The sequence below is a fragment of the Sphingobacterium allocomposti genome (genome assembly GCF_008124885.1).
Lineage (GTDB): Bacteria > Bacteroidota > Bacteroidia > Sphingobacteriales > Sphingobacteriaceae > Sphingobacterium > Sphingobacterium allocomposti.
Genome location: NZ_VNHX01000023.1, coordinates 58802 through 77185 on the forward strand (window position 1 = coordinate 58802; position 18384 = coordinate 77185).

16 protein-coding genes and 1 tRNA gene are annotated in these 18384 nt (G+C 46.5%); 10 read left to right on the top strand and 7 right to left on the bottom strand.

The genetic code is table 11. The features are described from left to right. The first annotated feature begins 4 nt into the window (after positions 1 to 4). From BC792_RS15005 to BC792_RS15035, 7 genes are all read left to right on the top strand, one after another. Positions 5 to 3598, top strand: coding sequence for a response regulator (locus tag BC792_RS15005; RefSeq protein WP_148909832.1), 3594 nt, complete (start codon positions 5 to 7; stop codon positions 3596 to 3598). Positions 3599 to 3621: 23 nt separating this feature from the next. Next, complete coding sequence (locus tag BC792_RS15010) at positions 3622 to 3993, top strand: response regulator (protein WP_148909833.1); 372 nt, start codon at positions 3622 to 3624, stop codon at positions 3991 to 3993. Between the two features lies 1 nt (position 3994). Further along, positions 3995 to 4819 carry a CheR family methyltransferase gene (locus BC792_RS15015; RefSeq protein WP_148909834.1) on the top strand — a complete coding sequence of 275 codons (825 nt, stop codon included), beginning with the start codon at positions 3995 to 3997 and terminating at the stop codon, positions 4817 to 4819. Position 4820: 1 nt separating this feature from the next. Next, on the top strand, positions 4821 to 5411 hold the full coding sequence (locus tag BC792_RS15020; RefSeq protein ID WP_148909835.1) for a chemotaxis protein CheB: 591 nt from the start codon (positions 4821 to 4823) through the stop codon (positions 5409 to 5411). 32 nt (positions 5412 to 5443) lie between these two features. Then, positions 5444 to 5818 carry a response regulator gene (locus BC792_RS15025; RefSeq protein ID WP_148909836.1) on the top strand — a complete coding sequence of 125 codons (375 nt, stop codon included), beginning with the start codon at positions 5444 to 5446 and terminating at the stop codon, positions 5816 to 5818. A 159-nt stretch (positions 5819 to 5977) separates the two neighbouring features. Next, the gene (gene rocD, locus BC792_RS15030) at positions 5978 to 7213 is read left to right on the top strand and encodes an ornithine--oxo-acid transaminase (protein WP_148909837.1); all 1236 of its coding nucleotides are present in this window, start codon (positions 5978 to 5980) and stop codon (positions 7211 to 7213) included. A 142-nt stretch (positions 7214 to 7355) separates the two neighbouring features. Then, on the top strand, positions 7356 to 8033 hold the full coding sequence (locus BC792_RS15035; protein ID WP_148909838.1) for a YceI family protein: 678 nt from the start codon (positions 7356 to 7358) through the stop codon (positions 8031 to 8033). Between the two features lie 134 nt (positions 8034 to 8167). Here the strand turns inward: BC792_RS15035 and BC792_RS15040 are convergent, their stop codons facing one another. The 5 genes from BC792_RS15040 to BC792_RS15055 all read right to left on the bottom strand — a co-directional run bounded on the left by BC792_RS15040 (position 8168) and on the right by BC792_RS15055 (position 13270). Then, positions 8168 to 9220, bottom strand: coding sequence for a sugar phosphate isomerase/epimerase family protein (locus tag BC792_RS15040; RefSeq protein ID WP_148909848.1), 1053 nt, complete (start codon positions 9218 to 9220; stop codon positions 8168 to 8170). Between the two features lie 344 nt (positions 9221 to 9564). Then, entirely contained in the window at positions 9565 to 9696 is a 132-nt protein-coding gene (locus tag BC792_RS18745) for a hypothetical protein (protein ID WP_262713459.1), read from the bottom strand. 58 nt (positions 9697 to 9754) lie between these two features. Then, on the bottom strand, positions 9755 to 10366 hold the full coding sequence (locus tag BC792_RS15045; protein ID WP_148909839.1) for a helix-turn-helix domain-containing protein: 612 nt from the start codon (positions 10364 to 10366) through the stop codon (positions 9755 to 9757). A gap of 238 nt (positions 10367 to 10604) precedes the next feature. Then, positions 10605 to 12512, bottom strand: coding sequence for a DUF294 nucleotidyltransferase-like domain-containing protein (locus BC792_RS15050; RefSeq protein WP_148909840.1), 1908 nt, complete (start codon positions 12510 to 12512; stop codon positions 10605 to 10607). Between the two features lie 26 nt (positions 12513 to 12538). After that, positions 12539 to 13270: a 3'-5' exonuclease gene (locus tag BC792_RS15055; RefSeq protein WP_246155129.1), complete on the bottom strand. Its 732-nt coding sequence runs from the start codon at positions 13268 to 13270 to the stop codon at positions 12539 to 12541. Between the two features lie 124 nt (positions 13271 to 13394). Here BC792_RS15055 and katG point away from each other — a divergent pair, with 124 nt between their 5' ends. The 3 genes from katG to BC792_RS15070 all read left to right on the top strand — a co-directional run bounded on the left by katG (position 13395) and on the right by BC792_RS15070 (position 16949). Continuing rightward, entirely contained in the window at positions 13395 to 15671 is a 2277-nt protein-coding gene (katG, locus tag BC792_RS15060) for a catalase/peroxidase HPI (RefSeq protein WP_148909841.1), read from the top strand. 125 nt (positions 15672 to 15796) lie between these two features. Further along, complete coding sequence (locus BC792_RS18530) at positions 15797 to 16192, top strand: hypothetical protein (RefSeq protein ID WP_211357554.1); 396 nt, start codon at positions 15797 to 15799, stop codon at positions 16190 to 16192. Beyond that, on the top strand, positions 16167 to 16949 hold the full coding sequence (locus BC792_RS15070; RefSeq protein ID WP_148909842.1) for a ribosomal RNA small subunit methyltransferase A: 783 nt from the start codon (positions 16167 to 16169) through the stop codon (positions 16947 to 16949). The genes BC792_RS18530 and BC792_RS15070 overlap by 26 nt, the downstream gene beginning before the upstream one ends. A 469-nt stretch (positions 16950 to 17418) precedes the next feature. On the opposite strand, the gene BC792_RS15075 is transcribed toward BC792_RS15070, so the two are convergent. Beyond that, positions 17419 to 17491, bottom strand: a tRNA-Lys gene (locus BC792_RS15075). Positions 17492 to 17664: 173 nt separating this feature from the next. Continuing rightward, positions 17665 to 17967 (bottom strand): hypothetical protein, encoded by a 303-nt coding sequence (locus tag BC792_RS15080; protein WP_148909843.1) that lies wholly within the window; start codon positions 17965 to 17967, stop codon positions 17665 to 17667. Positions 17968 to 18384: the final 417 nt, after the last annotated feature.

Consider the following 18384-nt stretch of genomic DNA (forward strand, 5'->3'; position numbering starts at 1 on the left):
TTTTATGTCCAGTAAGTTTTTGAGAAATCTACAGTTTGGTTTCGGGGTCTCGTTGCTCATTTTGCTAGCGAGCTCCACTGCTTCCTATATCAGTATAAAGCAGCAGGTCGGGAATAGGGAGAAAGTAGATCACACAAGGAGAGTAATAGCCTCTGCTAACCGGATACTGATTGATCTGCAGAATGCAGAGACAGGGCAGCGGGGCTTTCATCTGACGGGGAAACAGAGTTTCCTGGAACCCTACGAATTAAGCTTGGAAAGCCTTCCCCGTTCGTTAAAGCAAGCCCGTGAACTGTCGGCCGAGAATCCCGGACAGGTAGCTATAGTCGATAGTTTGGAACGGGTCGTAAAAGCTAGGACTGACATTTTAACCCAGCTGGTGGAGGCAAAAAGAAGTGGGGAAGCTGTTTCTATTAGCCAATTGGAAGAAGGTAAACGCTATATGGACGCCTGCCGTTCCCTGATAGCACGGTTTATCGAACGTGAGGAGCTTATATTGTCGCGTCGTTCCGAGGAACTGAATAGATCGTCCAATTACACCTCTATTTTTATTGTTGCTGCGGCGATAACGTCTTTGCTAATTACATGTATTTTCTATTTCCGTATCCAAAGTGATTTCCGGGAACGGGAACGCCTGCAGAATTCGCTCAAGCAAAAGGATGAGGAAATATCGCGGCGGCTGCGGGTTATCCAGAAAGTCGCTAGTCAGATAGCACATGGAGATTATACGATTCGGGTAGACGATTCTGAGAAGGATGATCTGGGTAGCCTGGCAGGATCTCTAAACGAGATGAGCGACGCACTTAAGAAGTCTTTCAATGAGCTAAACATCAACGAGTGGAAGCAAACGGGACTGGCGTCGTTGAACGAGGCGCTGATGGGAAATAAAAATGAAGAAACATTGGCACGTGACGCGTTGACATTTTTGGTGCACCATACCGACTGCCTCAATGGCGCATTTTACCTTTTTAGCAATGGTGCGCTGGAACTGCAATATGCCTATGGCCTGGAAGATTATATGCGGAAGCGCATTGCCCCGGGAGAGGGTATGGTAGGACAGGTATTTTTGGACGGGCAGGAAAAGCTAATAGAAGGTGTCGGAGAGGATTCATATGTGGTAAGCTTTGCTAATGGTCAACTCGCCATACATAGCCTGCTATTGTTCCCTATTCTTGTTGAGCGCACATGTATTGGCGTGGTAGAGATCGGGGCCTGCGATGCTTTCAGAAAGGAAGAACTCGACTTTTTCAAGGAGGCATCGCGCACGATCGGCGTTGCGGTAGCTTCCGCCCGAAGCCGGCGGCAGGTGCAGACGTTACTCGAAGAGACACAGGCACAGGCAGAGGAACTTCAGAGCCAGCACGCAGAGTTAGAGAATCTGAATACGGAACTAGAAGCGCAGACCCAGCGTCTTCAGGCATCTGAAGAAGAACTGAAGGTACAGCAGGAAGAACTTCTGCAATCGAACCAGGAACTGGAAGAGCGATCTAAGCTATTGGAAGAAAAAAACCAACTTATCGCCGAACGAAATAGAGAGATTCAGGAAAAGGCAGAAGAGCTCGCGTTAAGCACGAAGTACAAATCGGAGTTTCTGGCGAACATGTCGCATGAGCTGCGAACCCCGCTAAACTCGATCCTTCTGCTTTCCCGTCTAATGGCGGAAAACACTGAAGCTAACCTCAATGAGGAGCAGGTTGAGTCGGCAAGAGTAATTCAGAGCTCCGGAACCAGTCTGCTGAGCTTGATAGACGAGATACTTGATTTGTCCAAGATTGAAGCAGGAAAGATGGACCTTGAATATCAGAACGTGACTATATCCGCTGTCGTCCGGGATCTCAGACAGATGTTTGAACCGGTTGTAAATGAGAAATCGTTGTCGCTGGACATACATGTACAAGAAGGGATCGAGGATACTTTGGAGACGGATAGACTGCGCCTGGATCAAGTCTTGCGAAACCTGCTCTCAAACGCGATAAAGTTTACCTCCAAAGGTAGTGTGACCCTTACGGTTGCAGTAGATGCGGACAACGAAGATCACATAGCGTTTTCCGTAAAAGATACAGGCATCGGAATTCCGGAAGGTAAACAACGTATTATCTTTGAAGCGTTCCAGCAGGCGGACGGATCTACCCGCCGTAAGTTTGGCGGTACAGGATTGGGTCTATCGATAAGCCGGGAGATCGCCCGCTTACTGGGCGGAGAGATTAAGCTGGAGAGCCGTGAAAACGAGGGCAGTACCTTTACGCTGTCTATTCCAAAGAAAAAAGGCGGAGTGAACTCGGCGAAGCCAACAACTGACGAATTGATGGAGATCATAGCGAACGATGTAGAGGAAATAAACACGATTGTTTCCGAAGACGTCAGCCCGTATGTACTCCGTGATATTCCGGACGAGGTGGAGGACGACCGCGGAAACATCACCGAGGGTGATAAAGTTATATTGATTGTAGAGGATGATACTAATTTTGCACGAGCCCTTCTGAAGTATACCAGACAGCAAAACTACAAGGGTATTATCATTGTGCGGGGAGATCTGGCCGCAGAAGCCGCGATAAAATACCAGCCGTTAGCTATTTTGCTTGACATACAGCTGCCGGTTAAGGACGGCTGGCAGGTGATGGATGAGATCAAAGGCAATGCAGCTACGCGCCATATACCGGTGCACATCATGTCATCTCTGGAGGTGAAAAAGGAAAGCCTGCTGCGGGGCGCGATAGATTTTATCAATAAACCGGTAGCGTTGGAGCAGATGGGGGCGATGTTCAAAAAGATTGAGGATGCATTGAGCAGGTATCCGAAAAAGGTCTTGATCGTGGAGGAAAATCCGAAGCACGCTGCGGCTTTATCTTATTTCCTAAGCAGTTTCGATATCGTTTCCGAGATCAAGAACAATGTGGAAGAAAGTGTTAAGGCGCTTATTTCAGATGATGTGAACTGTGTGATACTTGATATGGGCGTTCCAGATAGAACGGGGTATGAAACGCTGGAAGCGATAAAGAAAAACGAAGGACTGGAGAACCTGCCTATTATCATTTTCACCGGAAAGAATCTTTCGAAGGCGGAAGAAGTACGCATTAAACAGTATGCCGATTCCATTGTAATAAAAACAGCGCATTCATACCAGCGTATCCTTGATGAAGTAGGCCTGTTTTTACATCTTGTTGAAGAGAAAAAGAATGAGCCGACAGAACGTAAGAGCAAACTCGGATCCTTGAATGAGGTTCTCAAGGGTAAGAAGGTTCTGATCGCAGATGACGACGTCAGAAATATTTTTTCCCTGACCAAGGCGCTTGAGAAATACCAAATGGAGGTGGTGTCGGCCATCGATGGAAGGGAAGCCTTAGAGAAACTGAAGAGCCATCCCGACGTTTCTATCGTGCTAATGGATATGATGATGCCAGAAATGGACGGCTATGAAACGATCCGTATGATACGCGACATTCCGAAATATGCAAAGCTTCCAATTATGGCGGTGACGGCAAAAGCGATGACGGGAGATCGGGAGAAATGCATACTGGCGGGAGCTTCCGACTATATCTCCAAACCGGTAGATACCGATCAGCTGCTATCATTGCTAAGGGTGTGGTTGTACGAATAATCTTTCTTGGATAAATACTTGATATGGAGAAGAGTAAGCTGGTGCTAATTATTGATGACGACAGCCGTAATATTTTCGCCTTACGTCTGGCGTTAAAATCACGTGGTTATGAATCGGTGTCCTGTATGACAGCTGTTGAAGGAATCGCGTTATTGCAAGAACGATCGGACATTGGAGTTGTTCTAATGGATATGATGATGCCAGAGATGGACGGATACGAAGCAATGGAGGTTATAGGAAAAACGGAAGGCTGTAGCCATATTCCTGTAGTCGCGGTGACGGCACAGGCAATGTCGGGGGACAGGGAAAAATGTCTAAATGCAGGGGCGTATGCCTATATATCGAAACCGGTAGATATAGATGAGCTTGTGGGGGTAATTGAAAGTATAAAGTAGGATGTTGGAACCGACGATTATAAAGGATGACGAACTGGAGGTGCTATTGGCGGACATATCCGTTTTATACGGTTACGACTTTACACAGTATAGTAAAGCGTCGTTAAAGAGAAGGGTAAATAGGATCTGCCTACTTGATAAGTTTGCCAGCTTTGCTGAATTACGTTACAGGCTGACCCACTATCCGGAATATTTACAGCGGTTTATTGAAGAGATTACGGTAAACGTTACGGAGATGTTTCGGGATCCCACCTTTTACAAAGCGCTGCGCGAGAAGGTGTTTCCACAACTCGGGACATACCCGTTTATCCGCATATGGTTGGCAGGGTGTTCCACCGGCGAGGAGGCTTATTCTATCGCAATTTTGCTGAAAGAGGCTAATCTATACCACAAATCGCTCATATACGCCACAGACTTGAACCCTGGAGTGCTGGAAACTGCACAGAAAGGTATTTATGCGATTAACCAGATGAGACAGTACTCTGAAAATTATATCCTTTCCGGTGGGAGAGAAGACTTTTCGAGCTACTACAGGGCGAACTACGAGATGGTGAAATTTAACGCCGATTTGCGCGAGAAAATGATTTTCTCTACACATAATCTGGTGTCTGATAGTTCATTTAATGCATTTCAATTAGTCGTCTGTCGAAACGTCCTCATCTATTTTGAGAAGGAATTGCAAAACAAAGTGCTGCGGTTGTTTGATGATAGTTTGGACCCTTTGGGGTTTCTGGCGCTTGGCGCGAAAGAGACACTTCGTTTCTCGAATCTCGAAAAGCAATATAAGCAATTAGACTCAGAAAAAATCTGGAGAAAGCTACACTGATATGGGACAAATCGGAAGATTGGAAATTGAGCTGTTTCTGATCGGAGGCTCGGCGGGGAGTTTAAAGGTGCTCCTGGACATGCTGCCGGCCGTCCGGCCGGATCTGACGTTTCCTGTCGTGCTGATTCTGCATAGGAAGGCTGGCCCAGAGTCCATGCTGGACATTCTTCTGGCGAATCATAGTAACATGGGTGTGATTGAAGTGGAGGATAAGACAACACTGCAGCCAGGTACTGTCTATTTGGCGCCTGCAGATTATCACCTGTTATTTGAGCATAAGAGCTTACTGTCCTTAGATTGCTCAGAGAAGCTAAACTATTCTCGTCCTTCCATCGACGTATCCTTTCAATCGGCGGCCGACATTTTTAGGGGGAACGTTGGTGCAATGCTGCTTTCAGGTGCGAATGCTGACGGAGCGGAGGGGCTTGCCTACATTAAAAAGAGTGGGGGCCTAACCGTTGCGCAGGATCCCTCGACGGCCGAGGTAGCGTATATGCCTGCCCGTGCGATCGAGCGTGGGGCGGCCGATCATATTCTGCCCCCCGGGCAAATGGCTTCTTTTATCAACAACTTAAGTGTATCCACGAACTAGTAAAATATGTTACATAAAAGGAATAAAGACGTATGAAAAACAAAACCATTCTCATTTTTGATGATGACAGCAATATTCTCGAAGTGTGTTCCATCATTTTATCGGACGCCGGATATGATGTCAGAATATCCGAAACATCGCACGACATCATCGAGAAGGTGAGCGAGTTGACTCCGGATGTGATTTTAATGGACAACTGGATTCCTGATATCGGGGGAATAGAGGCTACGCGGCTGCTGAAAAAGCATCCGGAGTTCGGTAAGATTCCGGTGATCTATATATCAGCAAACAACGATATTCATACGCTGGCGGAAAATGCGGGCGCCGACGCCTATTTGGCAAAGCCTTTCGATATTGCTGATCTGGAAGAGACCGTCGAGCGTATGCTCGCAAAAACTGCAGAGTAGTGCGCCAACTTTGAGGTCTGCATACAGCGTCGCAGACCTCAATGAAATCTAGCCAATATAACCTCTCTGCCAAGATGTGCCGGTATTGAATAATCTTTGTATCTTGTCCTGACAGACAGGAAAGGGCTTCCTTTGTCTTGGACATATACCATATATGATATGAATACGAACAGTAATATTTCAGAGAAAACCGCATTGTTAATAGAAGCCGAAAGGCAATTCGGCGCCCATAATTATAGTCCCCTACCGGTCGTGTTATCCAGAGGGGCTGGATCATTTGTCTGGGACGTTGAGGGAAAGCGGTACTTCGATTTTCTTTCGGGCTATTCAGCCGTAAATCAAGGGCATTGTCATCCGAAGATTATCCGTGCGCTAACGGATCAGGCGCAACAGTTAACGTTAACTTCCCGCGCGTTTTATAGCGAGAAAATGATTGAATATACGCAATTCATAACGACTTATTTTGGGTATAATAAGGTTTTACCGATGAATACCGGCGTGGAGGCCGTAGAAACAGCTATAAAGCTGGCGCGTAAATGGGGCTATACCAAGAAAGGGGTAGCGGACGGGGCAGCTAAGATTGTGACAGTAGAAGGAAATTTTCATGGACGGACGATCAATGTCGTCTCTTTCAGCACGGACCATACCGCGCGCGACGGATTTGGTCCGTTTGTGGAAGGTTATGTAACAATACCTTACAACGATTTGGCGGCTTTGGCAGCGGCTTTGGATGATGATTCAGTAGTCGCATTTTTGGTCGAACCTATTCAGGGAGAAGCTGGAGTGGTGGTACCGGATGAAGGTTATCTGCGGAAGGCGGCGGACCTATGCAAAGCACGTAATGTGTTGTTCATCGCCGATGAAATACAGACGGGCTTATGCCGTACGGGGAAGTTACTCGCATGCGATCATGAAGACGTGCGCCCCGATATCCTTATATTGGGCAAGGCGCTGAGCGGGGGGGCGCTGCCGATGTCGGCTGTTTTGGCTGATGATGATGTAATGCTATGTATTGCTCCGGGGGAGCATGGCTCTACATATGGGGGAAACCCGTTGGCGTGCGCCGTGGCCGTGGCGTCGCTGGAAGTCTTGAGAGACGAAAGCCTTGCCCATAATGCGATGGAGCTTGGACAACTTTTTAGACACCGATTGCGCGCGATCAACCATGTATCCGTCAAGGAAGTGCGGGGGAAGGGGTTACTAAACGCGCTGGAAATCAGTCATCCTGACCCGAAGGCGGCATACCACCTCTGTATGGAGCTGATGGCAAACGGTATGCTGGCTAAACCTACGCATGGTGATAAAATTCGTTTTGCACCCCCGTTGGTCATTACCAAAGCCGAACTGGAAGAGGCCCTTTCGATTATTGAAAAGTCCCTCGCTGTTCTCGGCTAACAGCAGTTTGGTTGATGCGTGTTTAAACATATACCAATAGTAATTTTTGTGTCGTTTTATGCTTTAAATTTAAATTACTATTGCGGGAGTCAATAAAGATAGATACTTTTAGGTCGGTTTAAAGACAAATACGTATTAATTTATGAAAAAAATCGGTTTATCATTGGTGGCTGCAGCAGCCATCCTATTTTCATCCTGTGGAGGGAATTCCTCTAAGACAGCTGTTTCAGAGGAGCAACAAGTTGCGGATCAGCAAGGAGATCCTTATTCTGTAGATTTAGCTACCTCAAAGGTAGATTGGAAGGCCTTCCACAAAGGAGGATTTGCACCACGTTGGGGAACATTGTCCTTGCAATCCGGCGAGCTGTTTGTTTCAGATGGAAATGTTACTGCGGGCGACTTTGTCATTGACATGAAGTCGTTAAAGGTAGATCCAGCATCTGTAACCGAAGCGGATAAAAAGGCTTCTGATTTAGAAAATCACCTAAAAAATCCTGATTTTTTCGATGTGGAGAAATTCGCACAGGCTAATTTTAAGATTACAAGCGTATCGGATTTAGGAGCTTCAGCAGGGGCGGACGCCATTGAAGGTGCTAACAAAACCGTGAGCGGAAATCTGACTTTGTTGGATAGCACATTAAATATCTCGTTCCCAGCGAAGGTTACGGTGTCGAACGACCAAGTGGCTGTTGCAGCTAAGTTTACAGTGAACAGAGCAGACTGGGGAATTAAATTTGGTACGTCTGAAGCCGATCCGGCAGAATGGATGATTAGCAAAGATATTGAAATTGGTATCCAGGTAGAAGCTAAAAAGAACTAATATTACTTTTTTAACAGGAACGGCTGTCCGCTATAACGGGCAGCCGTTCGTCGTATATGTACTGGCGGATCGAGGCCGAAAAGCAGACCCGGCTAAAAACGCCTGGAGTTTTCGCTGGTGAGCTCGTTTAAAAATTAGATTCCGAGTATTTTCTTATTCAGTTCGCTATCCGCTCCGGCATTGGCAAAATCGTCGAATGTCTTTTTCGTTACCTGAATGATATGACGGTTAACGAAGTCAACGCCCTCAGTCGCACCCTGTACCGGATCTTTAATACAACATTCCCATTCAATGACTGCCCACCCGTCGAACCCATACCGGGAGAGCTTTGTAAAGATACCCTTGAAATCTACCTGTCCATCTCCCAGCGAACGGAACCGTCCGGGCCGGTCAATCCAGTCCTGATAGCCTCCATAAACGCCGGACTTTCCATTTTTCAGAAATTCGGCGTCCTTAACGTGAAACGCTTTTATACGCTCGTGATAGAAGTCGATAAATTGCAGATAATCCAGCTGTTGAAGTACGAAATGACTTGGGTCGTATAAAATGTTGGCCCTATTGTGCTGTTGTACAGTGTCGAGGAAGCGTTCAAAAGTAACACCATCATGTAGGTCTTCACCCGGATGGAGCTCATAAGCGATGTCTATCCCGTGTCTGTCATATTCGTCTAGTATGGGGAGCCAGCGTTTACCAAGTTCGTTGAATCCGTCTTCGACCAGCCCGGCCGGCCGTTGAGGCCATGGATACACTGTATGCCAGAGGAGCGAGCCGGAAAATGCCGCGACAGTCTTTAAGCCTAAATTTTTTGATGCTTTTGCAGCCAATTTTACCTGGTCGACAGCCCATTCTGTACGTGCTTTAGGATTGTTATGTAGTGCCGCGGGGGCAAATCCGTCGAACATACTGTCGTACGCCGGATGTGTCGCAACAAGCTGACTTTGGAGATGTACAGAAAGTTCGGATATTTCGAGGCCCATGTCCATCAACGATCCCTTGATTTCATCGGCGTAGGTTTTGCTTTCGGCTATCTTCTGCAGATTGAGGCAACGGCTGTCCCAGGTTGGAATCTGAACGGCTTTGTAGCCGAGCTCAGAAAGCCATTTACCGATGTTCGTTAAATTGTTGAATGGCTCTTTATCGTCCATGAACTGCGCTAGGAAGATAGCGGGACCTTTGATTGTTTTCATTTCCATATATTGTCGTCGTATTTTGTGTCGTTTAAGCCGTATATGTTCGGTACCGGTCTGAATTGAACGTACTAAAAATACGATTTTGTTGCCAAAACAACAAGAATTGCTCGGTAGGATTGAATAAAAAAGGGTTTCCAAACGGGGAGAATGGAAACCCTCAACTAACCAATTATAAACCTAAATTATGAAAGTACAAATATAGTGTAAATAATACACTAAGTCAAGCGAAAATAAAAATATTCCGGGAACGTCGGCCGGATAGAAGTTCAGACTCCGGCGGGAGCTGACCGTGCATGATGACGGCAAAGAGTGAAAGCGGGCTCGACGAGACAGCGGAAGCATCAGGCGCAGGATTTCGCCGCTAGGGCGAATATCACCAGCCAGACGATGCCCTTCAGCAGGAAGAACATGAAAGCGCCGAATCCCAGACGTTGGAACCACCATTTTAAACCGCGTTTTTTAGTTTCATTCATATTCTTATTTTGTTAACGTTGCTTTGGGGGGAATGAGCCTCCTGTGTTTTTTGCGCGATCATGGTTTCGAGGAGATGTCCGTATTGTCTGTTGCCATACCGTCGAATAGTGCTGTCTGGGAATTTTGTAGATAAGGATCTGCAAACTCTTTCAGCACATATAGATTATGTCTGCCTATTTTCGAAGGTAGTTTAACCACGGCTGCATTACGCGGACTTTTGTTAAGCAGGTTGGTAATCTCTGCCGGACTGCGCTTTTCCAACCGTGCATCCATATAGGTGTGTAACATCGCAGCGGTCGTAGGTTTGTCAAGATATCCTTCGGAAATCAATCTGTCCAGCTCATTCGCCAGCAGGTTGCTCGTGTCGCGAACCATTATGCCGATAGCCTTCCGTTTTTCTATTTTTTTTCGTGTCGTTGGCGATAGATGCCGTTCTTCGGGTAAGGGGTAGGCTGGATCTGCGAAGTTGTAATAGTGGACTGAAAATACGTTGGCTATCTTTATCATCTTGCCGAGGCTAAGTCCGACAGATCCGTTTACGATGTCGCGGATGTTGTCTGAACTTGAATTGATGAGTTTGCCCAGATCCTCCTCTGTAAGTCCGAAGGCTGCCAGGTACTTCGCAACCTGCCTTCCATATTCTTTTCTGTATGTTTCCTCTCCTGTCATATCAAAAGCTTAACCGTTCTGAAAGTGTATGCTGCGTCGACCGGCGACAGTTTGAGCCGCCATGTCCTTATCAAGTCTGATTAGACAAAGGTAAGGAAAAATGAGCGGTCGGACTTTGGCGTAAGTTGTTTATCCAAATAATGGACGGCCGGCCCACTTTCCGGATTATACAGCTGTGTTTCCGGAGCACGGCTGCAGCGGTAATTAATGGTTGCCGCGGGACACTGCACAAGCCGTACTAGCCGAGGATGTTGTTTGTGAATCTCATTTTAATACCCACCTGAAAGTTATTGATGGTTCTAAAAATCTCCTTCAACGTTACCTTTTCTATTTTCGTCAACTTATTTATCTGGATGTAGTTATTAGGCTCCGACTTTTCCACCAATATCTGGTTGGCCTGATTTTCCAGCCGCAGGGCCATTAAATAGTAGTACGATTGGTACAGCTCCTGATATTGCGCGGTGGTGAACACGCCTAACTCTGTCAGTTTTTTCAGCCGTTCGCCGGTATTCTCTTGATATATGCGGTTCTTTAACGCATATACGCGTACCAGATCGACGATAGGTGTCATCGCGTTCTTGATATTAAATACCTCTGATTTGCCGATGGTTTCCGTCTTGATATTGTTGAAGAATGTAAGCGGCGGTTCGTACTGCAGCGCATTTTTTGCGATGAAGGCAAAGAACCGGTCATTTGGTTTCTGGAGCTCCTCTTCCAAAAATTCCTTCAGCTGATCGATGATGTTTTTGTCGCCGTAAAGGAAACGGCAGTCGAAAAAGGTTGAGAATTTTATAGCATTTTCGGGCACGGTATCCTCGATCCATTTTTTGTAGTTTCTTTTCCAATGTGAGAGGGAGTGCGTCCAGGCAGGGTTGCTGGCCATGTATCCGCCTTTGCAGTACACAAACCCTATTGCATTTAAGTAGTCGGATACTTTGGTAGCGAAATTCAGGAAATAAGCCCGGACCATTTCGCGGTGTTCGTTTGCTTTATCTTCATAGATGATCGCGTTGTCCTGATCCGTTTTCAACGTCTGTTCTTTGCGGCCTTCGCTTCCCGTTATCATAAAAACAAACTTCGCCGGCGGGTCTCCAATTTCACGGATCACTTTTTCAATAACTTTAATGGCTATTGTATCCGCTATAGTAGTAATCACCTGGTTGGTGATCTCCGCGTTTATGCCGCGCCCGAGGAGCTGTTTGATAATTTCAGGTACATAGTTCCACTTTTGGCGCAGTTCTTCTACGGTCTCTGAAAGTTTGACGGATTGAATGAATACAAGGGGAGACTGGCCCTGTTCACTTAAAATCCGGTTGCGGCTCAGGAACCCGACGTATTTGCCTTCCTTTTCCACCAATAGGTACCTTGTTTTGGTGCTGAACATCATCAGTACGGCCTCGTAAAGGTACGCCTGATGAGATATGGACACGATAGGATTATCCATAACGCTGGCGATGGGGCCGGCCGGATCAATCTGCTTGGCTATAACGTTATCGCGAAGGGTGATATCTGTCGCATACCCGATGATGCTGTCGTCACGGTCCTTAATAAACAGGCAGCTCACCCGGTTTTCGGCCATGTGTCGGGCGGCTTCATAGATAGGTGTTTCCCCATAGCAGGACACGATATCCTTGTAAACCACGCCGTCAATTTTTCGCGAATATAGCTGCTCCGCTGCAATATAACTTTCTTCGAAGGAGGCGGGAGTTTTTACAAAATGCGAAAATTCTTCGTCGAGCATGCGTCTACCGAAGTCTGTCGTATAATACTGGAAAAAATCGTCGTAAGCATCACACAGATCCAGAAACTCCTTCCGCGGTAAACTGTAAACCACCGTACCTTTCTTTGCAACAACCGATTTTAGAGCTTTGGTTCTGTTCAACAAAACGGAGATGCCGCCAAAGCAATATGGAGAATGGTGGATCTCGATGCAGCGTTTGTTTTCAGAAGAATCAAAGAAGAACGTTTCGTACTCGCCCTTATATAGGATATCCACGCCCTTCATCTCGGTGACCTCCTGTCGGTAGGCGAGGGTATCTCTCTTGTACGTCGTAGGTACCAGCGACTCTGCAATGCCGGCCAATATGCTTTCCGGCAGCAAATCGAAAGGTTTTGTCGTTTTGAGTAGATCTAAAAGATGTTGCATGTCGTTTCCGCGCTTATTGTCCAAAATTAGAGATTCTGTTTGTCCTGTATGTTAAGTTTTTTTGAAAGTGTCGCCTGCTGCTTTAGCAGGTCAGCGATCGTAATGGCTCCCCGGGATCTCAGTTCCAGATAGCACTGTGCTGTTAACTGTGCATCCTGTTCAGCCTCGTGCGTCTCCTCCGGTGTCCTGTCGAAGAGAAACTCGTAGAGCTGTGGAAGGCGCAGATAGTCGACAGCCGGATTAATCGCGTATTTTTTACTGTCCAACATCGTGCAGAAGAACGTTTGATTAATAAACGGATTTTTTAGCTGCGCCCGGTAATAATCGGAACTTAATACGTGAATATCCAGTTCTATGAAATGACCGACAATGACAGCAGGGTATTTCGCTACGTCATATGCAAGCTTACGTAGAACATCTTTCCGCCGGCGACCGTGTTGTTGCAGAAATTCTGCATTTATACCGTGTACCCGCTGTGATTCTTTGGTGATTTCTATATCTTTCTCGAAGATATACATGCTGCTCCGTTTGATTTCACGGCCAACGCTGTCGCAGATAATCCACGCGACCTGAATTACGGATGGCCAATTCTGCGTGTCTGCATACGGTCGGTCCCAACGTTGCGGAACCCCCGAGGTTTCCGTGTCGATAAAGAGTAAAAAGTCTTTCAAGTGTGCGTGTTGTGCCTGGTTAAAGATAAATATAGGAATAATTATCAGCTGCAGAAAGGACTGCCTTCCGCTGGCATAAAGTTTCATTATATCATATTGATAATATCTATTAAAACTACAGTTTGAATAGTATATCTTTATGGAAACAACGGAAACATCTCAATTGTTTGGTTGTTTATGACAGTAAGCAATACAATAAACTAATTAAGAAATGGAAAACGGATCAAATGACATCAGTAAGTGCCCGTTTCATAACGGCACAATGAAAACGAAAGTAGCAGGCGGCGGGACACAAAACGCTGACTGGTGGCCGGGGCGGCTGAAGGTAAATCTTCTGCGGAAGGACGGTTCTTCGAACCCGTTAGGAGACAAGTTTGACTATGCAAAAGCGTTCAAGAGCCTCGATCTGGAGGCGGTAAAGAGCGATCTCCGCGCGCTTATGACAGATTCCCAGGATTGGTGGCCGGCGGATTTCGGGCACTATGGCCCCTTGTTTATCCGTATGGCATGGCATAGCGCCGGCACGTATCGGGTCGGTGATGGACGTGGAGGTGCCGGTTCGGGGCAACAGCGTTTTGCGCCGTTAAACAGTTGGCCGGATAACGTCAGTCTGGATAAGGCCCGCAGACTACTTTGGCCTATTAAACAGAAATATGGAAAGAATATATCGTGGGCAGACCTGCTCATATTGACCGGAAACGTCGCACTGGAGTCGATGGGATTTAAGACACTGGGCTTTGCGGGCGGGCGTGAAGATGCCTGGGAGCCGGACGAGTCGGTATATTGGGGCGAAGAGAGGACGTGGCTTGGTGGCGATCTCCGGTATGCACGTGGATCCGAAGGCGTAGAAAAAACACATGGCGTATTGGTCTCTGATGATGATGCCGATGGCGATATACATTCGCGAAATCTGGAGAAGCCGCTTGCGGCCGTGCAGATGGGGTTAATCTATGTAAACCCTGAAGGGCCTGACGGAAACCCCGACCCGATAGCCGCAGCAAAGGATATCCGTGACACGTTTGGGAGAATGGCAATGGATGACGAAGAGACAGTGGCTTTGATTGCCGGGGGACACAGTTTTGGGAAGACGCACGGGGCGGCTCCGGCAAGCCACGTGGATAAGGAACCCGAGGCGGCGCCCATCGAGATGCAGGGTCTCGGTTGGCATAACAGCTACGCGAGTGGAAAAGGTCCAGATACGATTACCAGCGGCCTGGAAGTTACGTGGACAACGACGCCTACACAATGGAGTAATAACTTTTTCGAAAACCTTTTTGGTTTTGAGTGGGAACTTTCAAAGAGTCCTGCGGGAGCACATCAATGGGTCGCAAAAGATGCGGACGCGATTATTCCGGATGCGTATGATCCCGCGAAGCGGCATAGGCCCACTATGCTCACGACGGACTTATCTCTTCGGTTCGATCCGGTCTATGAGAAGATTTCGAGAAGGTTTCTGGAACACCCGGAGGAGTTTGAAGCCGCATTTGCCCGCGCATGGTTTAAGTTAACCCATCGTGATATGGGACCTCTGGCACGCTATCTTGGTCCGGATGTGCCGAAAGAGGTATTTCTATGGCAAGACCCGATTCCTGAGCGTGATCATGCGTTGATCGAGGAGAAGGATGTTGTTGAACTGAAAGCGAAAATTTTGGGCGCCGGACTGACAATATCTGAGCTGGTTTCGACTGCCTGGGCATCAGCATCCAGCTTCCGAGGTACGGACAAGCGCGGCGGGGCTAACGGCGGCCGTTTGCGTTTAGATCCGCAGCGAAACTGGGAGGTTAATAATCCGTCGCAATTGCAAAGGGTGTTAAGCGTGTTTGAAAAAATACAGCAGGAGTTTAATGCTGCCCAAACGGGTAACAAAAAGGTTTCTTTAGCAGATCTAATTGTTCTTGGTGGTTGTGCGGGCGTTGTCGAAGCGGCAAAGCGCGCCGGACATCACGTAACCGTTCCGTTTTCGCCTGGCCGGATGGATGCATCGCAGGATGATACCGATGTTGAGTCATTCGGCTATCTTGAACCACTGGCCGACGGGTTCCGTAATTACCGCAAAGCCGGAGTGAATGCGGCGACCGAAGAGTTACTGATTGATAAGGCGAATCTGTTGACGCTTTCTGTTTCTGAGACGACAGCACTTCTAGGCGGGATGCGGATGCTGGAGACAAATTATGATGGTTCTAGGCATGGCGTTTTCACTACCCGTCCCGGTCAGCTGACCAACGATTTCTTTGTGAACTTATTGGATATGCGCACGAGCTGGTCGGCTATCTCGGCCGATAAGGAGCTCTTCGAAGGAAAAGACAGAAGCTCCGGAACCGTACGGTGGACAGCTACGCGGGCAGACCTCGTGTTCGGATCGAATGCTGAGTTAAGAGCCGTGGCAGAGGTTTATGCCAGCGCCGATGGGGAGGAAAAGTTTGTTACGGACTTTATCGCAGCATGGGCAAAAGTGATGAACTTGGATAGATTCGATCTGCAACGCTAGCTCTAGTCGTACGTACTAAACAGAAAATCCCCGCTCAGACGGGGATTTTTTTGTGAATGTAAGTAATATAACTTATAGGTAACCTACCTATCAACCAAAATGTATAGATTTGCGCCGTAAAAAAATTGCTCTGGATTGACTGGCAGTTAGGACGAGGGCTTTGCCATGGACGTAATGACAGGGATTGCGCGCAGGGAAGCGGTGCCGGTGAGCAGACGAAAGAGACATCAATAACGCAGAATACCATGAAGAGAACGATGACAACGGCCGCTATACTGATACAGGCAATAACCCTAAATGCTCAGGTGGATACGCTTTTGCAAGTGGACACCGTATCCACGGCGAAAGTGAAATACCAACAGCAGCCGGGTCTGGCGCTTGCAGCTTCTAAGATATTTTTCTCGGATAAGAAATATTCTATCAGCGGATTTGGCGAATTTAACTACGTTCCTGTTCAGAACAATGTGAACACGGAAGTCGGCGACCTGGAACTGTATTACGGGGCAACACTTTACAATTGATACCATCCTGATAAATGACGCCATTCGATTGGCAGAGGTACAAAAAGAAGATATTGTTTTAGATATCGGTGCAGGTTCTGGATTTTTGACGGTACATTTAGTCAAACATTCCACAAATGTCATAGCCATTGAGAACGATAATCGTTTAGTTTCTGAATTACGGTCAAAATTTAAGGCTAATAAAAATGTTACCATCGCCGGACTGGACTACAGAAAGTTCTTAGTGCCACAAAAAAAATTTAAAGTGATTTCCAATATCCCTTTTGCGTTAACTTCCGAAATTCTTAAGTCCCTAATGTACACTAATATTGAGTTTTTTAAGCAAGGGTGCTTGATAATGCAATTAGAGTCTGCTAAAAAACTTGTTAGGAAAAAGTATTTTAATCCGTATGCAGTTTTCTACCACACATTTTTTGAGATGGGATTTATTTATGAAATTAATCCCGACAGCTTCATGCCACCACCAACTGTAAAATCGGCTTTAGTGAAAATCGGCAAAAAGAAATGTACGGATAATATTGGTGTCGAAATGAAGGAAAAATATCTCAGCTTTCTTCATTTTATGATGAGGTTCCCCGATTTACCCTTAAAAACGGTTTTAAAAAAGCTGTTCAGAAAGCAACAGGTTAGAGAGCTTGCAGAGAGTTACGGTTTGCCATTGGATAAACCCGTAAGTTTAATGTCTGCTGAGCAATTTTTGGGCTGTTTTGTGAGGATGTTGACACTTGTTCCGATTGATTACCATCCTAATCTTTGAAATATGGTTAACGCTGAATCTTTTGGTTCAGCGTTGTTTTTCTGTTAGATTGGAAGTAGTTTAAAAACCTTAGCTTGCGTACAAGCTAAGTGTTTCGTTAAAACGTTGGGCTTTTTGTTAGGGACGCTAGCTTGTCTTATTTGCGCGCTAGGTGTTTCGTCAGAAACGCTAGGCTTTTTGTTAGAGACGCCAGCTGTTCTGATCTCCACGCTAGATGTTTTGTCGTAAACGTTAGGCTTTTTGTTAGAAACACTACCTTTTCTGACACGCTACTTCTCGTTTTTGGATGCTGTTTACCAGAGTTGGACCGTCATCCAAATGATATGGCATTGTATAAAAATATAACCCCAGGGGGGACACATCCCCATAGAAGTTCGATCCGATGGGGGCGTCAGAGTTCGGACCCATCCCAACCCTTCTGTTTTCATCCCACGAAAACAACAAAAGCCACTCTTTTGGAGTGGCTTTGTGATCCCGCTGGGATTCGAACCCAGGACCCATACATTAAAAGTGTATTGCTCTACCAGCTGAGCTACGGAATCTTCTTTAAATCATGAAGTGCTTCATTGTTTAAAGTGATGCAAAGGTAGGAATTTGAATTTAAAATGCAAAAATATGAAGCTGTTTTTTTTAGGGAAAGTGAAAAGTAGCTCTGCCTGAATGTATTAATTTTACATGACAAGGAAGACAATATAGCGGGGCAGGAGGGAAGGGATCAATCCCGGCCCAAGAATTTACGGTCCTCCTCGGAGAGGTGTGAGTAAGGCGTGCGCTCTTCCTGTTCTGTGTCCGCCATCGGCGGGAGATTGTTTATGTTATACTCTTTGGGGTGTGCTTTGCGTCTTCTGAAAACGACGCCGCCAACTATTACACCTAAGACGAAAAAGGCCCCAAGGATGAAAAGCTTAGAGGTACGTATCTCGCCAAAAAGCCAAAAGGAGGCTTCTTCTTTATTATTGAAAAGAACAACGAGCACAATCGCTGTGATTATCCCGAAAATTATTGGTTTTGGTCTCATCGCTATATCGTTTTTACAAACCTACATAAATTGCTTGGTATTCACGAACGGAATGTTAAATGTAGCTTTGTCGGAGGTTTGGGACGGAGGGGGATGACGCGACGCCGCGACGTTCAGGAAAACATGCAATCCGTACTAGTTGCTGTCGCGCCGTGTCGTCAAGAGCGGCCTATGACAATGGGGAACGGAAGATTGTTTGTGTGCCCGCGGCGATGTCAGGCCTACAACGTAAAAAAGAGGTTGTCTAAAAAGCCTTTTTTTAAAAAGGAATCCCCGATACGTGAAAGTGTCGGGGATTTTTATTGTTTGTCCTAAAAAATGGTTATTTTTAGGTGTACCCAAACAATATGGCAAACATACTATTCAAAGCATTACCATCCAATAGTCCGAGTCTTTTTCCGGAAGATATTTTTGCAA

Bases quoted from the DNA above. Each gene is read 5' to 3' on its own strand.
- BC792_RS18745 (WP_262713459.1), bottom strand. From the start codon at position 9,696: ATGAATGAAACTAAAAAACGCGGTTTAAAATGGTGGTTCCAACGTCTG.
- katG (WP_148909841.1), top strand. From the start codon at position 13,395: ATGGAAAACGGATCAAATGACATCAGTAAGTGCCCGTTTCATAACGGC.
- BC792_RS15005 (WP_148909832.1), top strand. From the start codon at position 5: ATGTCCAGTAAGTTTTTGAGAAATCTACAGTTTGGTTTCGGGGTCTCG.
- BC792_RS15050 (WP_148909840.1), bottom strand. From the start codon at position 12,512: ATGCAACATCTTTTAGATCTACTCAAAACGACAAAACCTTTCGATTTG.
- BC792_RS15035 (WP_148909838.1), top strand. From the start codon at position 7,356: ATGAAAAAAATCGGTTTATCATTGGTGGCTGCAGCAGCCATCCTATTT.
- BC792_RS15010 (WP_148909833.1), top strand. From the start codon at position 3,622: ATGGAGAAGAGTAAGCTGGTGCTAATTATTGATGACGACAGCCGTAAT.
- BC792_RS15045 (WP_148909839.1), bottom strand. From the start codon at position 10,366: ATGACAGGAGAGGAAACATACAGAAAAGAATATGGAAGGCAGGTTGCG.
- BC792_RS15080 (WP_148909843.1), bottom strand. From the start codon at position 17,967: ATGAGACCAAAACCAATAATTTTCGGGATAATCACAGCGATTGTGCTC.
- BC792_RS15055 (WP_246155129.1), bottom strand. From the start codon at position 13,270: ATGAAACTTTATGCCAGCGGAAGGCAGTCCTTTCTGCAGCTGATAATT.
- BC792_RS15020 (WP_148909835.1), top strand. From the start codon at position 4,821: ATGGGACAAATCGGAAGATTGGAAATTGAGCTGTTTCTGATCGGAGGC.
- BC792_RS15025 (WP_148909836.1), top strand. From the start codon at position 5,444: ATGAAAAACAAAACCATTCTCATTTTTGATGATGACAGCAATATTCTC.
- BC792_RS15015 (WP_148909834.1), top strand. From the start codon at position 3,995: ATGTTGGAACCGACGATTATAAAGGATGACGAACTGGAGGTGCTATTG.
- BC792_RS15040 (WP_148909848.1), bottom strand. From the start codon at position 9,220: ATGAAAACAATCAAAGGTCCCGCTATCTTCCTAGCGCAGTTCATGGAC.
- rocD (WP_148909837.1), top strand. From the start codon at position 5,978: ATGAATACGAACAGTAATATTTCAGAGAAAACCGCATTGTTAATAGAA.